General features: G+C 70.8%; 13 protein-coding genes. 6 read left to right on the forward strand and 7 right to left on the reverse strand.

What is annotated here, in order from left to right; translation table 11 throughout:
- Positions 1 to 22 precede the first annotated feature (22 nt).
- Positions 23 to 1348, reverse strand: a complete 1326-nt coding sequence (locus tag G6045_RS18545) for an ABC transporter substrate-binding protein (protein WP_165333100.1) — start codon at positions 1346 to 1348, stop codon at positions 23 to 25.
- Positions 1349 to 1665: 317 nt separating this feature from the next.
- Here G6045_RS18545 and G6045_RS18550 point away from each other — a divergent pair, with 317 nt between their 5' ends.
- On the forward strand, positions 1666 to 2679 hold the full coding sequence (locus G6045_RS18550; protein WP_165333101.1) for a LacI family DNA-binding transcriptional regulator: 1014 nt from the start codon (positions 1666 to 1668) through the stop codon (positions 2677 to 2679).
- A gap of 50 nt (positions 2680 to 2729) precedes the next feature.
- On the opposite strand, the gene G6045_RS18555 is transcribed toward G6045_RS18550, so the two are convergent.
- Genes G6045_RS18555 through G6045_RS18570 form a run of 4 tightly spaced genes read right to left on the reverse strand, consistent with a single transcriptional unit; the run spans position 2730 to position 6716 of the window.
- Entirely contained in the window at positions 2730 to 3362 is a 633-nt protein-coding gene (locus tag G6045_RS18555; protein WP_165333102.1) for an MBL fold metallo-hydrolase, read from the reverse strand.
- Positions 3362 to 4450, reverse strand: coding sequence for an S-(hydroxymethyl)mycothiol dehydrogenase (locus G6045_RS18560; protein WP_165333103.1), 1089 nt, complete (start codon positions 4448 to 4450; stop codon positions 3362 to 3364). Before G6045_RS18560 ends, G6045_RS18555 begins: the two co-directional genes overlap by 1 nt.
- A 43-nt stretch (positions 4451 to 4493) precedes the next feature.
- On the reverse strand, positions 4494 to 5708 hold the full coding sequence (locus G6045_RS18565; RefSeq protein WP_165333104.1) for a cytochrome P450: 1215 nt from the start codon (positions 5706 to 5708) through the stop codon (positions 4494 to 4496).
- A gap of 51 nt (positions 5709 to 5759) precedes the next feature.
- Positions 5760 to 6716 (reverse strand): PDR/VanB family oxidoreductase, encoded by a 957-nt coding sequence (locus G6045_RS18570; RefSeq protein WP_165333112.1) that lies wholly within the window; start codon positions 6714 to 6716, stop codon positions 5760 to 5762.
- 251 nt (positions 6717 to 6967) lie between these two features.
- On the opposite strand from G6045_RS18570, the gene G6045_RS18575 reads away from it, so the two are divergent.
- Positions 6968 to 7465, forward strand: coding sequence for a peptidoglycan-binding domain-containing protein (locus tag G6045_RS18575; protein ID WP_165333105.1), 498 nt, complete (start codon positions 6968 to 6970; stop codon positions 7463 to 7465).
- A 12-nt stretch (positions 7466 to 7477) separates the two neighbouring features.
- On the opposite strand, the gene G6045_RS18580 is transcribed toward G6045_RS18575, so the two are convergent.
- Positions 7478 to 8239, reverse strand: a complete 762-nt coding sequence (locus G6045_RS18580) for an IclR family transcriptional regulator (RefSeq protein ID WP_165333106.1) — start codon at positions 8237 to 8239, stop codon at positions 7478 to 7480.
- Between the two features lie 67 nt (positions 8240 to 8306).
- Positions 8307 to 9230, reverse strand: coding sequence for a LysR family transcriptional regulator (locus G6045_RS18585; protein WP_165333107.1), 924 nt, complete (start codon positions 9228 to 9230; stop codon positions 8307 to 8309).
- Positions 9231 to 9396: 166 nt separating this feature from the next.
- On the opposite strand from G6045_RS18585, the gene G6045_RS18590 reads away from it, so the two are divergent.
- The 4 genes from G6045_RS18590 to G6045_RS18605 all read left to right on the forward strand — a co-directional run.
- A complete protein-coding gene (locus tag G6045_RS18590) occupies positions 9397 to 10398 on the forward strand; it encodes a fumarylacetoacetate hydrolase family protein (RefSeq protein ID WP_165333108.1) in 1002 nt (333 codons plus the stop codon).
- A complete protein-coding gene (locus tag G6045_RS18595; protein ID WP_165333109.1) occupies positions 10395 to 11366 on the forward strand; it encodes a cyclase family protein in 972 nt (323 codons plus the stop codon). The genes G6045_RS18590 and G6045_RS18595 overlap by 4 nt, the downstream gene beginning before the upstream one ends.
- 57 nt (positions 11367 to 11423) lie before the next feature.
- On the forward strand, positions 11424 to 12563 hold the full coding sequence (locus G6045_RS18600; protein ID WP_165333110.1) for an FAD-dependent oxidoreductase: 1140 nt from the start codon (positions 11424 to 11426) through the stop codon (positions 12561 to 12563).
- Positions 12564 to 12586: 23 nt separating this feature from the next.
- Positions 12587 to 13585, forward strand: a 999-nt coding sequence (locus G6045_RS18605) for an amidohydrolase family protein (RefSeq protein WP_165333113.1), incomplete at its 3' end; no start/stop codon positions are given.

A 13585-nucleotide genomic window follows, 5' to 3' on the forward strand; every position in this document is an offset into this window, starting at 1 on the left:
CCGTTGAGACGTGCCGGGCCGGTTACTTGGCGGCGAGCGCGTCCTGGACCGTCTGCATGAACTGCTGCGGGCTCAAGCTTCCGCTGACGAGGCCGGCCGCGTTGGTCTGGCTGACGGTGGTGGCCTTGGTGCTGAACAGGGCCTCGAACCACAGCACGTTCTGCTTCGAGGAGCTGATGGTGTCCCGGACCTGGGTGGTGACCTCGTTGGCGTCCTTGACCTCGGTGTTCACCTTGAAGCCGGAGATGGCACCGTGGTCCTTCAGTGCGGTGCTGCCGTAGTTCTTGGCGATGCAGGAGACCCAGGCACCGGTGTTCTTGTCGAAGGACTTCTCGCTCAGGGCGATCCCGAGGCCGACATTGGAGGGGTACTGGTCGACGGAGCCCTTGCCGCCGGCGACGGCCGGGAACGGCAGGAAGCCGACGTTCTCGGCGCCGACCTTGTTCTGCTTGCCGTCGGCGATGTTCGCCAGCGCCCAGCTGCCCATGTAGAACATGGCGGCCTTGCCACTCAGGAACTGGTTCATCGCGGTGTCGTAGTCGATGGAGCCGACACCCTTGCCGAAGTACCCCTTTTTGCCGAGGTCGGCGACCTCCTGGGCGGCCTTCACATACGCGGGGTCGGTGAGCTTCGCCTTGCCGTCGGCGACTTTCTGCAGGGCGTCCGGGCCGAGGCTGCGGTGGAGGTAGCCGCTGATGAGCCGGGTCAGCGGCCAGCCCTGCTGACCGGACGCGGAGAACGGCTGGATGCCCTCGGCCTCCAACTTCGCGGCGGCGTCCCGGAGTTCGGCCCAGGTGCCCGGGGCCTTGATGCCGTGCACCTCGAAGACCTTCTTGTTGTAGAAGATCCCCTCGATGTTGTACTCGTACGGCAGTACGTCCATCTTGCCGCCGTACAGCGCCTTGATGGTGGAGACGGCCGCCGGCTCCAGCTGGTCGAACACGCCGAGCTTCGTCAGCTCGCCCTCCAGGTCGGCGACCTTGCCCGAGTTCTCCAACTGCTGGGTGAGCGCGGGGGCGTTGCCCGCCGCGAACTGGACCGGCAGGGCGTCCTGCCCCGCGAGCAGCTGCAGCTTCTGGTCGAGGCTCGCCTGCGGCACCGTCTCCACCTTCAGCGGCAGCGCCTCCTGCGCGGGCTTGCACGCACCCTTGGACAGGGAGGTCAGCGCGTTCTTGACGGTGGTGTTCTCGGTGACGCTCAGGTAGCTGAACTCCTTGGGCGTGGTCGACGTTCCGCCGCCGGTACCGCCGCAGGCGGTCGCGAGCAGGGATATCGAGGCGACACCGGTCGTGAGCAGGGCGAGGCGCGTGCGGTGCGTGCGGCGGGTAACGAGGGCGCGGGAAGACACAGTTCACTCCCAGGAGAGTTCGGCGTAACGAGAGAGGAGAGGTGGGGCAACGGAGCGCGGAGAGCGAGCACATGCGGCACACGGAGCGGATACGGTCCGGCCGCGGTGGGGTTTTGTGAAACGTTCCCCATAAGCGAGTGGGCATCACCCTGCACGCAACTTCCGGCTACGTCAAGAGATCAGCCCGTAACTTCGCTGTAGTGCACGGAAGACGGAAGGACACAGCTGTGGCATTCTGTGAATCGTTCCCCTTAACACCACGAGATCTGGAGTAACTGACCATGGGCGGCGCTGCGGCACCCAGGCCGAACAAACGCGTGACGATCAACGACGTCGCCCGGACCGCCGGTGTGTCCACCACGGCCGTGTCCAAGGTGCTCAACAACGCCTACGGCGTGAGCCCGCGCATGCAGGAGAAGGTGCGCGCGGCCATCGCCGAGCTGGGCTACCGCCCCCATGCGGCGGCCCGCGGTATGCGCGGCCGGACGTACACGATCGGCGTGCTGCTCGACAACGTCCGCAATGCCTTCTTCGCCGACATCCTCGACGGCATCCGCGAGGAGCTGAGCAGCACCGAGTACACCGTCCTGATCGGTGCGGCCGGGTTCGAGCCGGATCAGCAGTCCCGTGTCATCCGTTCCATGGTCGACCGCCAGATGGACGGGCTGATCCTCATCGCGCCCGGCACGCCCCGCCCCGAGGTGCTCGCCACGGCCGCGTCCACGCCCACGGTCGTCATCGGCCACCATGACAGCGCGGACACTCATGACTCGGTGGCGGACGCCGACGACATCGGCGCCGGCCTGGTGGTGGACCATCTCGTCGGGCTGGGGCACCGGGACATCGCCCTGGTCTCGGCCCCCGGCAGCAAGGCCGCCCAGTGGCGGCGCACTCCCGAGATCGTGCTCACCGACGGCTATACGGAGGCGATGCGGCGGCACGGCCTGGAGCAGCACCTCCAGGTCCACCACGCCGCGTACTCCGACGAGGGCGGCTTCAAGGCGGGGCTCACGCTGCTCACGGCCGAGCGACGGCCGACCGCCATCATGACCGGCGCCGATGTGGCGGCCCTGGGCATCTACCGCGCGGCCCATGAACTCGCGCTGCGGATCCCCGAGGACGTCTCCCTCGTCGGCTACAACAACACCGCGCTTGCCGCCCTGGCGCCGGTGCAGTTGACCAGCGTCGACCAGGCAGGCCCCGACATGGGCTCCGCCGCCGCCCGCATGCTGATCGAGCGGGTGGAGGGCCGCAGGGACCGGGCGCAGCGCACCACGATGACCCCGCGCCTGGTCCAGCGCGCCAGCACGGCCGCGCCGCGGGGGCGGTAGCCCGCGGCGCGACCGGCGCTCCCTCCGTACGAGTGGCGGCGGTTGATCGTTCAGTGCCCGCGCGCGATCCATTCCTCCAGGTGGGGCGCCTCGTCGCCGATGGTGGTGTCGTCGCCGTGGCCGGTGTGCACGACGGTCGCCGCGGGCAGGGTCAGGAGCCGGTCCCGGATCGAGCGGATGATCGTCGGGAAGTGCGAGAACGAGCGCCCGGTGGCTCCGGGGCCGCCCGCGAACAGGGTGTCGCCCGTGAACACCGCGCCGAGCGCGGGCAGATGGAGGCTGATCGCTCCCGGGGCGTGGCCGGGCGTGTGCAGCACCTGCAGTTCGGTACCGGCCACCTCGATGCGCTGGTTGTCGGAGAGATAGCTGTCGGGTTCGCGGTTCTGATGGGTCTGCTTCCACAGCACACGGTCGTCCAAGTGCAGCAGGATCGGTGCGCCGGTGGCCTCGGCGAGCGCGGGAGCCGCGTTGATGTGGTCGTTGTGCGCGTGGGTGCAGACGATCGCGGTGAGCCGGCGTTCACCCAGCGCGGCGATGATGGCCTCGGCGTCGTGCGCCGCGTCGATCACCACCGCCTCGTGGTCGTCGCCGACGATCCAGACGTTGTTGTCGACCTCCCAGCTGCCGCCGTCGAGCGCGAACACGCCCGAGGTGACGACGCGTTCGACCCGTACACCTGCCATCAGAGGATCACCACCGAGCGCAGGACATCTCCCTTGTGCATACGGGCGAAGGCCTCCTCGACCTCGTCCAGGGCGATGGTCTCGCTGACGAAGGCGTCGAGGTCCAGGCGCCCCTGCTGGTACAGGTCGATGAGCAGCGGGAAGTCGCGGGAGGGCAGGCAGTCGCCGTACCAGGAGGACTTGAGGGAGCCGCCGCGCCCGAAGACGTCGAGCAGCGGCAGATCGATCCGCATCTCCGGGGTCGGCACCCCGACCAGGACGACGGTGCCCGCCAAGTCCCGGGCGTAGAAGGCCTGTTCATACGTCTCCGGGCGGCCGACCGCCTCGATGACGACATCGGCGCCGAAGCCGCCGGTCAGCTCGCGGATCGTCTCGACCGCGTCGCTCGTACGGGAGTTGACCGTGTGGGTCGCTCCCAGCCCACGGGCCGTGCTCAGCTTGCGATCGTCGAGGTCGACGGCGATGATCCGCGCCGCGCCCGCCAGACGTGCGCCGGCCACGGCCGCGGCGCCGACTCCACCGCAGCCGATGACGGCCACGGAGTCGCCGCGGCCCACTCCCCCGGTGTTGATCGCGGCGCCGATGCCCGCCATCACCCCGCAGCCGAGCAGTCCCGCGGCGGCCGGCGATGCGGCCGGGTCGACCTTGGTGCACTGTCCCGCGGCCACGAGGGTCTTCTCGGCGAAGGCGCCGATGCCGAGTGCGGGGGAGAGCTCGGTGCCGTCCTCGGCGAGCGTCATCTTCTGCCGCGCGTTGTGCGTGTCGAAGCAGTACTGCGGGCGTCCGCGCCGGCAGGCACGGCACTTGCCGCACACCGCACGCCAGTTGAGGATCACGAAGTCGCCGGGGGCCACGTCGGTCACATCGGGGCCGACCTGTTCGACGATCCCGGCCGCCTCGTGGCCGAGGAGGAACGGGAACTCGTCGTTGATGCCGCCCTCGCGGTAGTGCAGATCGGTGTGGCAGACACCGCACGCCTGCACCTTCACCACCGCCTCACCCGGCCCGGGGTCGGGGACGACGATGGTCTCGATGCGTACCGGTTCGCCTTTGGCTCGGGCGATGACGCCCCGTACGTGCTGTGGCATGGAGATGGGTCCTTTTCCGTCGGAAGGTGGAGCGGCTCTGCGGTCAGCTCGCCGTGCGGATGCGTATCGGCAGCTGTACCCACGATCGCAGGGTGTTGTTGAGGTGGCGCCGCGGCGGGCCCGCGAGTTCCAGGTGGGCGACGCGGCGGGCCAGCGCGGTGAGCAGGCATTCCGCTTCGAGGCGGGCGACGTGCTGGCCGACGCACTGGTGGATGCCCATGCCGAAGCCGACGTGGCCCGAGGGGTCCCGGGCGAGGTCGAAGCGGTCGGGGTCGCTCCAGCGCCGCGGGTCGCGGTTGGCGGCGCCGAGGAACATGAGGATCTTCCCACCCTCGGGGATACGGGTGCCCGCGATGTCGACGTCCTTGGTGGCCGTACGGAAGAAGGTCTGCACGGGCGACTGCCACCGCACGGCCTCGTCGAAGGCGACGCGGGCCAACTCGGGGCGTTCGCGCAGCCGTTGCCACTGCCCGGGGTGGGTGGCGAAGGCGTAGAGGGCGGCGGCAAGGCCGTGCACGGTGGTGTCGACGCCCGCCGTGAGCAGCGAGCGCACCACCAGCGGTGCCTGCGCGGGGGTGAGGTCGCCGCGGTCGGCCGCCGCCCAGATCCGGGCGCCGAATCCGTCCTCGCTCAGCGCCTCGCGTACGCACTGGTCGTTCACCCAGGCCGACAGCTCGGCCACCCTGTGGGCATCGGCCTGGACGAGGTCGTTGCGCGGGCCGAAGGCGTTGAAGGCCATGTTCCCGTACGGCAGCAGGTTCTCCCTGCCGTACGGGCCGAGGCCGACGGCATCCGGGAAGACCCGCAGCGGGAAGGCGGTCGCCAGCGCCGTGAAGGCGTCGAACTCGGTTCCCTGTTCGGCCAGTACGGTCTCCACGAGCTCGTCGGCGACCGTCTGCCAGGTCTCGCGGAGCCGGCGCAGGGCGAGCGGGGTGAGGATCTCGCGCAGGACGCGGCGTGGGGCGTCGTGGTGGGGCGGATCGGCCTCGAGGAGCAGGCTCGGCGGTCGCCATGGCTTCTCGTGGCGGAAGTTGGCGAGACCCACTCCGGCCCCGGACTGGAAGGTGCCCCAGTCGACGAGGGCCGCGTGCACCTCCTGGTGGCGGGCGAGGGCGTGCACGTTGTAGCGGGTCAGGTGCACGACGGGTCCGGTGTCGCGCAGGTGCTGGTGCAGGGGGTCGGGGTCGGCCAGGTGTTCCGGCGCGAACGGGTCGGCGTCGCTGGTCGGCGCGGCGGCGGTGGCTGTCGTTTCGGGCATGGCGGCTCCACGTACTGAAGGGGCAGGGATCGCTCAGAGGCAAGGGCTCGCTCAGAGATCCAGGACCAGCCGGTCCGACCGCGAACGCGACACACACGGCAACAGGCAGTCCCCCGCGGCGCGTTCGTGCTCGGCGAGGACCGCGTCCCGGTGGTCGGGCGTCCCGGCGAGCACCGGGACCAGGCAGGTGCCGCACGTCCCCTGCTCGCACGAGGACAGCACCTCGGCCCCGGCCCCGCGCACGGCGTGCAGCACGGAGACGTCCGGTGTGACGGTGACCGTACGGCCGGTGCGGCTCAGTTCCACCTCGAAGGAGGTCTGCCGTACGGGCTCGGCCCGGTCGGCGGCGGTGAAGCGTTCGGTGCGCAGGCTGTACGGCGGCCAGCCGGCGCAGGCCTCCTCGACGGCTGCCAGGAGCGGGGCCGGTCCGCAGCAGTACACCTTGGTGCCGGGGTCCGGCCGGCCCAGCCACGTATCCAGGTCGAGCAGTCCGTACTCGTCCTGGGGGCGCAGGTGCACGCGCCCGCCGTAGGTGTCCGCGAGGTGGTCACGGAACGCCATCGAGGGCCGCGTACGGCCTCCGTACAGCAACTGCCAGTCGATGCCCATCAGTTCGGCCTGGTGGATCATCGGCAGGAGCGGGGTGATGCCGATTCCGCCCGCGATGAAGAGGTAGCGGTCGGCGGGCGCGAGGGGGAAGTGGTTGTGCGTGCCCCCGATCCCGACCGGGTCGCCGGGCGCCAACCGGTCGTGCACGTACGCCGATCCGCCGCGCCCGGCGGGCTCGCGCAGCACCGCGACGCGATAGCTGTACGGGTCCCAGCGGTCGCCGCACAGGGAGTACTGGCGGGTGGTGCCGTCGGGCAGGACCAGGTCGATGTGCGCGCCGGGTGTCCAGTCCGGCAGCCGCGCGCCCTCCGGGTGGACGAGCGTGAGGGACACGACGCCGTCGGCGACGGTGTCCTTGGCGCGGACTCGGAGCGTCAGAGTCGGGGCGGGGCGGGGCATCGCAGGGAGCAGGTCGTGTGCGACCACGTTGTCGCCTCCCGTCTGTGGATTGCGGGAAGGATGCGTGCGGCCGCGGCCTGGCCGCGACGGCGTTCTCACTCAGTGAGAGACGAATTTCGCAGTGGAGTGCGGTCCGGCTTGGAACGGTGCACGACCGACCACGTCCCCTGCACGGACGACCAAGTCCGAAGCCCAGGACGACCCTAAGGTGCTGCCCGGACCCTTCCCCCTGCAGACAGGAACGCCTCAGCATGCGTACCCGCAAACGCCTCCGCGCCCTGCTCGCCGCGCTCGCCGTCACGATCAGCGGCCTGAGCACCGTCCCCCTCGCCGCCGCACCCGCTGCGGCCGCGGCGAACGATCCGTGCGGCGACACGACGATCAGGACCCGCTCCGAGCTCACTTTGATCATCATCCCGAGGATCCGGGCCGGGGTCTCGCTCTGCTACGTGAAGCTGGGCATGAGCGGCAACTACGTCTACGCCCTGCAGGTGAACATCCTCGTCTGCTACGCGGGGACGCCCGCGGCGACCTACGTCAAGAACAGCGGAGGCGCCGACGGCGTCTACGGAACCGGCACCCGAGACGCGTTCAAGTGGATCCAGCGGAACGTGTGGGGCCTCACCGGGAGCGACGTCGACGGCGTCTACGGACCCTACGCCCGCGACCACATGCACTTTGCGCTGTGGTGGCACAAGGACACCGTCCCCTCCACCACCACGGGCAAGTGCTCCAAGTACTCGGTGTGAGGCGCCTCCCGCCTAGAACGTGCCCGTGCCGGGCGTTCCGAGCGCCCGCGACACCCCCCTGGCCGCCGTCCGTACGACGGGCACGATCTCCTGCGCGCACCGCTCGTTGGGGACGATGACCGACAGCGCGGCCGTCACCGTGCCGTCGGCGCCGCGCACCGGGGCGGCGATCCCGAGGGCGTCGTCGTGGACGTACCCGGGGCAGTACGCGTGGCCCTGCCGGCGGACCTCGGCGAGCAGGGCGCGCAGCGCCGCGGGGGTGGCCGGAGTGGCCGGGGTGTAGGCGGTCAGGTCGCCCGCGAGGACCCGTTCCTTCAGGGCGGCGGGCGCGTGGGCCAGGAGCACCAGGCCGCTGGAGGAGGCGTGCAGCGGCAGGCGTCCGGCGATACGGGTGTAGTTGATCACCGCGTGCGGGGCCGAGAGCCGTTCCAGGAACAGCACCTCCTCGCCGTCGAGCACGGCGAGTTGCACATGGTGGCCCACCACGTCGTGCACGCCCTCCATGAACGGCATCGCGGCATCCCGCAGCGACAGCGTGGGCGAGGCCCGTACGACCAGCTCCCACAGGCGGACCCCGATCCGCACGCGCCGGTCGTCGTCGCGGCTCAGGAACCCATGGGCGACCAGTTCGCCCACCAGACGGGAGGCCGTGGCCACGTGCAGACCGGTGCGGCGGGCGATCTCGGAGACGGTCAGCGCGGTCTCGTCCTGGCTGAACGCCTCCAGGATGCGCGCGGCACGGGAGAGAACCGACTCCTGGTGCGGTGCCTTCATCGTGCACCTCCTCTCACTGGCCATCGCGCGCCTCCCCTCGCTGTCATGCGTCTCGCTGTCATGCGTCTCACTGCCATACGTCGTTCACCTGCGGCAGCCCCGCCCCCACCCGTTCCGCCGTCTCCCGCAGCCACACATGGGCGGCGTCGTGCGTGTGCACCGGATGCCACCACAGCGCCTCCTGCAAGGGAACGGCCTCGTACGGAGGTTCCACCAGGCGTACGGGGGCGATCGGCGCGAGCAGCCGGGCGAGGCGCGCCTGGATGAGCGCGATCCGGCGGGTGCCCGCGACGAGCAGTGGAAGGAGCTGGAAGCTGTCGACGGAGGCCTCCACGCGCGGTTCGATGCCGAGCATGCCGAGCTGGCGTACGGCCGGTGCGTCGTAGGTGCGCTGGTAGGTCACCCAGGGCAGCTCCGCCAGGTCGCGGCGGGTGAGCCCGTCCGTGACGGTCGGATGGTCGTCGGCGACGACGAAGACCCACTGATCGTCGTAGAGGTCGGTGGCGGGGAAGCCGCTGATGACTCCGTGCGGCATGAGCAGTCCGTCCACGGCACTGAGCAGGGTGGCCGTGTCGTCGACCACGGTGGGCGGGGTCTGCGTGAAGCGCAGCCGGATGCCGGGCGCCTCCTCGTGGACGACGCGGGCGAGTTCGGCGCCGAACACGGAGACCGCGTAGTCGGAGGCCACCAGCTTGAACTCGCGGCTCTCGCGGGCCGGATCGAACGAGGCCTGGCTGGAGAAGAGGCGTTCGAGCACGTCGTAGGCGGTAGCCGTGCGGTCGAGCAACACCTGTCCGAGCGCGGTGAGTTCGTAGTGGCCGCCGACGCGGGCGAGCAGCTCGTCGTCGAAGTGCTTGCGCAGCCGGAACAGCGCGGCGCTCATGGCGGGCTGGCTCAGGCCGACGCGCTGCCCGGCGCGGGTGACGTTGCGCTCCTCGAGCAGGACCCGCAGAGCGACGACGAGGTTGAGGTCCAGGCTGGCCAGGTTCATGGGCTTTCCCTTGCTGGACGACTGTGGGGCTGTAGGGCCGTACGGCCTCGGGCGGCACTGACCAGGTGGTATCCGCCCGATGGATGACAGTCATCCACACAATCGATTTCCCTGATCACCGAGGACGGGTCCAGATTAGTCCCACCGCAATCTGGAGGACACGCCCGTGAAACCCGCACCCGCTTCCCCGCTCTTCGCCGGCCCCTTCGCCCTCGCGACGCTCTCGGGTCCGGGCGGGCCGGAATTCCCCGCCCTCGTCACGCCCGACGGGCACGCCGTGGACCTGCGTACCGCCCTCGACGACGAGCGGCTGACCGTACGGGGGCTCCTTGTGAAGTGGCCCGAGGTGCTGCCGCGACTGCGTTCCCTGGCCGCAGACGCCGACGCCGCCGCGGACCGCAGGCCCCTGGCGGACTTCCACGTGCACGCCCCTGTCGAGCCGCGCCAGGTCTTCCAGTCGGGCGCCAACTACCGCCGGCACGTGATCGATCTGCATGTGGCCCACCGCGCCCCGGGCGACGACCGCCCGGAGGAGGAGCGGCGGGCCGAGGCCGCCGAGATCATGGACCGGCGGGCGCAGGAGGATCTGCCGTACGTGTTCATCGGTCTGCCGAGCGCGATCACCGGCCCGTACGACGATGTGGTGCTGCCCGCCTGGGCCGAGAAGCCGGACTGGGAGCTGGAGTTGGCGGCCGTGATCGGCCGCCCGGCGTACCGGGTGTCGGTCGAGAAGGCCCTGGAGTACGTCGCCGGGTACACGATCGCCAACGACCTCACCGACCGTGCGACCGTCTTCCGCCGTGACATGCCGCAGATCGGCACCGACTGGCTGCGCAGCAAGAACGCGCCCGGGTTCACGCCGCTCGGCCCGTGGATCGTGCCCGCCGATTCGGTCACGGACACGGGCGACCTGCGGCTCGTCCTCGAGCTGAACGGCGAGACCATGCAGGACGAGTCCACCAAGGACATGATCTTCAACGTGGCCCGCATGGTGTCGTACGCCTCACAGTCGGCTCAACTCCTGCCGGGCGACCTGGTGTTGACAGGTTCACCCGCCGGCAACGGCATGCACTGGGGTCGGCTCCTGCGCGACGGCGACGTGATGGACGGCTCCATCACCGGACTCGGCGCCCAGCGCACCCGCTGCGTGGCGGAGGTGGCGTCATGACCGCGGAGCCCCTGGACCGCAACGACCCCGAAGGCGCGATAGCCGAGGCCGCCAAGGCGTACTCCAACTGGGGCCGTTGGGGCGAGGACGACCGCCTCGGCACCCTCAACTTCCTCGACGCGGCCAAGCGCCGGGAAGGCGCCGCGCTCGTTCGGCGGGGTGTCAGCTTCTCGCTCTCGCAGCGGTTCGACATGAACGGACCGCAGAAGGGCTGGCGGCGGCGGACCAACCCCGTGCACACGATGCTGGACACCGGCACCGACGCGGCGCTCGGCCATCAGGGCTTTCCGCACGGGATCGGCGGCGCCGACGACGTGATCGCGATGCCGTTGCAGTGCTCCACGCAGTGGGACGGGCTCGGCCACATCTTCGACCACGGCAAGGCGTGGAACGGGCGCCCGGCCGAGCAGGTCGTCACCTCCGACGGCGACCTGGTCACCGGTATCGAGCACATGGCCCCGTACGTGGCAGGGCGCGGCGTACTCCTCGACGTCGCACAAGTGATGGGCGAGGACGGCGAGTTGGCGGACGGGTTCGCCATCACCGAGGACCATCTGACCCGGACCGCCGAGGCGCACGGAGTGACGGTGGGGCGCGGCGACCTCGTGCTCGTCCGTACCGGGCGGCTCGCGCGGGCCCGGCGTGAGGGCTGGGGCGAGTACGCGGGCGGTCCGTCGCCCGGTCTGTCGTTCACCACGGCCGGCTGGCTGCACCGTACGGAAATCGCCGCGATCGCCACCGACACCTGGGGCTTCGAGGTCCGCCCGAACGAGTTCGAGCACGCCTTCCAGCCGCTGCACCAGGTCGCGATCCCCAACATGGGCCTGCTCATCGGCGAGATGTGGGATCTGGACGCGCTCGCCGAGGACTGCGCGCGCGACGGCGCGTACGACTTCTGGCTCACCGCCGCGCCCCTGCCGATCACCGGCGCGGTGGGCTCGCCCGTCAACCCGATCGCCGTCAAGTAGCCCCGCACCACTCAGACCCGCATGCCTCAACCACCGTACGGAACAAGGGAGTTCCCTATGAGCACACCCCGAACGGTCCTCGTCATCGGTGGCGGTGCGGCCGGCAGCGCGGCGGCCATCCTGCTGCGGCGCGCCGGGATCACGGTCGATCTGATCGAGGCGAAGGACGACTGGAACGCCACCGCGGGCTCCGGCATCACCCTCCAGGGCAACGCCCTGCGCGTACTGCGCGAACTCGGCGTGTGGGAGCAGGTGGAGAAGTCCGGGTTCGGCTTCGGCGCGGTCGGGATCACCACCCCCGACGGCACCGTCCTGCATGTCGCCGAGGACCTGCGCACGGGCGGCGACGATCTGCCCGCGACCGTCGGCATGCAGCGCCCGCAGCTCCAGAGCATCCTCATCGAGGCCGTCCGCGCGAGCGGTGCCGGCGTCCGCCTCGGTGTCCGTGCCACGTCTTTCGCGCAGAACCGGCACGGTGTCACGGTGGCGTTCACCGACGGCACCGAGGGCCGCTACGACCTGGTGATCGCCGCCGACGGTCTGGGCTCCGCCACCCGCGCGGCCGTCGGCATCACGGACAAGCCCGAGCCCACGGGCATGGCGATCTGGCGCATCGCGGCGCCCCGCCCGGCCGGGGTGGCCCGTACCGATCTCGCGTACGGCGGGCCGGCGTACATCGCCGGCTACTGCCCGACCAGCGCCACCACGCTGTACGCGTACGTCGTCGAGGCCAACCGCGACCGCGGCTCCATCCCGCCCGACACGTACGCGGACGAAATGCGGTCCCTGGCCCAGCACTACGGCGGCCACTGGCCCGAGATCACCGCGCACATCACCGACCCGGCGCGGGTCAACTACACGTGGTTCGACCGGCTGTTGGTCGAGGGCTCCTGGCACCGCGGCCGGGTCGTCCTGGTCGGCGACGCCGCGCACTGCTGTCCGCCGACCCTCGCCCAGGGCGCCGCCCTGTCGATGGAGGACGCCTGGGTGCTCGCGCAGATGCTGACCGCCACCGAGGACGCCGCGGACTGGGACGACGCGCTGCTCCAGGCGTATTACGAGCGGCGCATCGCCCGCGTACGGCCCGTCGTGGAGGCCTCCGTGCAGATCGGCCAGTGGCAGCTCGACGGGGTCCGCGACGCCGACGTACCGGGCCTGATGGGCGGCACCATGACCATGCTCCGGGAGCTCCCCTGATGACCACGACGCCCACCGTGGAGATGACCACGACGCCTACCGTCGATGTGCACGCCCACGTCCTGCTGCCGGAGGTCGACGCTCTGGTGGACGGCCTGCCGGGCCTGGCCGAGGCGAGAGCCCTGGACGCCCGCCGCAACGGACCGGACGCCCTGAAGGTCAACGGCCCGATGATCGGCGCGCGGATCGCCCGCCTCACCGACCCGTCCGTACGCCTGGCGGCGATGGACGAGCAGGGCGTGGACGTCCAGCTCGTCAGCCCCTCCCCTTCGCACTACCACTACTGGGCCGACGAGGAGACGGCCGAGAAGGTGTACCGGCCGGCCAACGAGGCCACCGCCGCGCACTGTTCGGCCGCCCCCGACCGACTGCGCGGACTCGGCCTCGTACCGCTGCAGCATCCCGAGCAGGCGGTGCGGGCACTCGAACACGCCCTGGAATGCGGTCTGTCGGGCGTGGAGATCTCCAGCCACGCTCCTGGACGCGAACTGTCCGACCCGGACTACGCGCCGTTCTGGGCGCGGGCGGAGGAGACCGGCGCGCTGGTCTTCCTGCACCCCTTCGGCTGCACGCTCGACGAGCGCCTCGACCAGTGGTACCTGTCCAACTCCGTCGGCCAGCCCACCGAGAACGCCGTCGCCCTCTCGCACCTGATCTTCTCCGGCGTCCTCGACCGACACCCGGAACTGCGCCTGATCGCGGCCCACGGCGGCGGCTATCTGCCCACCCACATCGGCCGCGCCGACCACGCCTGGCGGGCCCGGCCCGACGCGCGGGGCTGCCGCGAGACCCCGAGCAGCTATCTGCGGCGCCTCTACTTCGACTCGCTCGTCCACGACCCGTACGTGCTCCGGGAGTTGGTGCGCGTGGCAGGCGCGGACCGGGTGCTGCTCGGCTCCGACTTCCCGTTCGACATGGGCGCCGAGGACCCGGTCGGCGCCCTGCGCGCCGCGCGGCTGCCCGACACCGACTTCCACGCCGTACGAGGCGGCAATGCGACCGCCCTCCTCGGCCTCCCCCTC

This window comes from Streptomyces mesophilus, assembly GCF_011044995.1.
In the GTDB taxonomy this organism is placed as follows: Bacteria; Actinomycetota; Actinomycetes; order Streptomycetales; family Streptomycetaceae; genus Streptomyces; species Streptomyces mesophilus.

Excerpts from the sequence above, each read along its gene's own strand:
- G6045_RS18555 (WP_165333102.1), bottom strand. The coding sequence starts at position 3,362 with ATGGCAGGTGTACGGGTCGAACGCGTCGTCACCTCGGGCGTGTTCGCG.
- G6045_RS18560 (WP_165333103.1), bottom strand. The coding sequence starts at position 4,450 with ATGCCACAGCACGTACGGGGCGTCATCGCCCGAGCCAAAGGCGAACCG.
- G6045_RS18565 (WP_165333104.1), bottom strand. The coding sequence starts at position 5,708 with ATGCCCGAAACGACAGCCACCGCCGCCGCGCCGACCAGCGACGCCGAC.
- G6045_RS18570 (WP_165333112.1), bottom strand. The coding sequence starts at position 6,716 with ATGCCCCGCCCCGCCCCGACTCTGACGCTCCGAGTCCGCGCCAAGGAC.
- G6045_RS18575 (WP_165333105.1), top strand. The coding sequence starts at position 6,968 with ATGCGTACCCGCAAACGCCTCCGCGCCCTGCTCGCCGCGCTCGCCGTC.
- G6045_RS18580 (WP_165333106.1), bottom strand. The coding sequence starts at position 8,239 with ATGAAGGCACCGCACCAGGAGTCGGTTCTCTCCCGTGCCGCGCGCATC.
- G6045_RS18585 (WP_165333107.1), bottom strand. The coding sequence starts at position 9,230 with ATGAACCTGGCCAGCCTGGACCTCAACCTCGTCGTCGCTCTGCGGGTC.
- G6045_RS18595 (WP_165333109.1), top strand. The coding sequence starts at position 10,395 with ATGACCGCGGAGCCCCTGGACCGCAACGACCCCGAAGGCGCGATAGCC.
- G6045_RS18600 (WP_165333110.1), top strand. The coding sequence starts at position 11,424 with ATGAGCACACCCCGAACGGTCCTCGTCATCGGTGGCGGTGCGGCCGGC.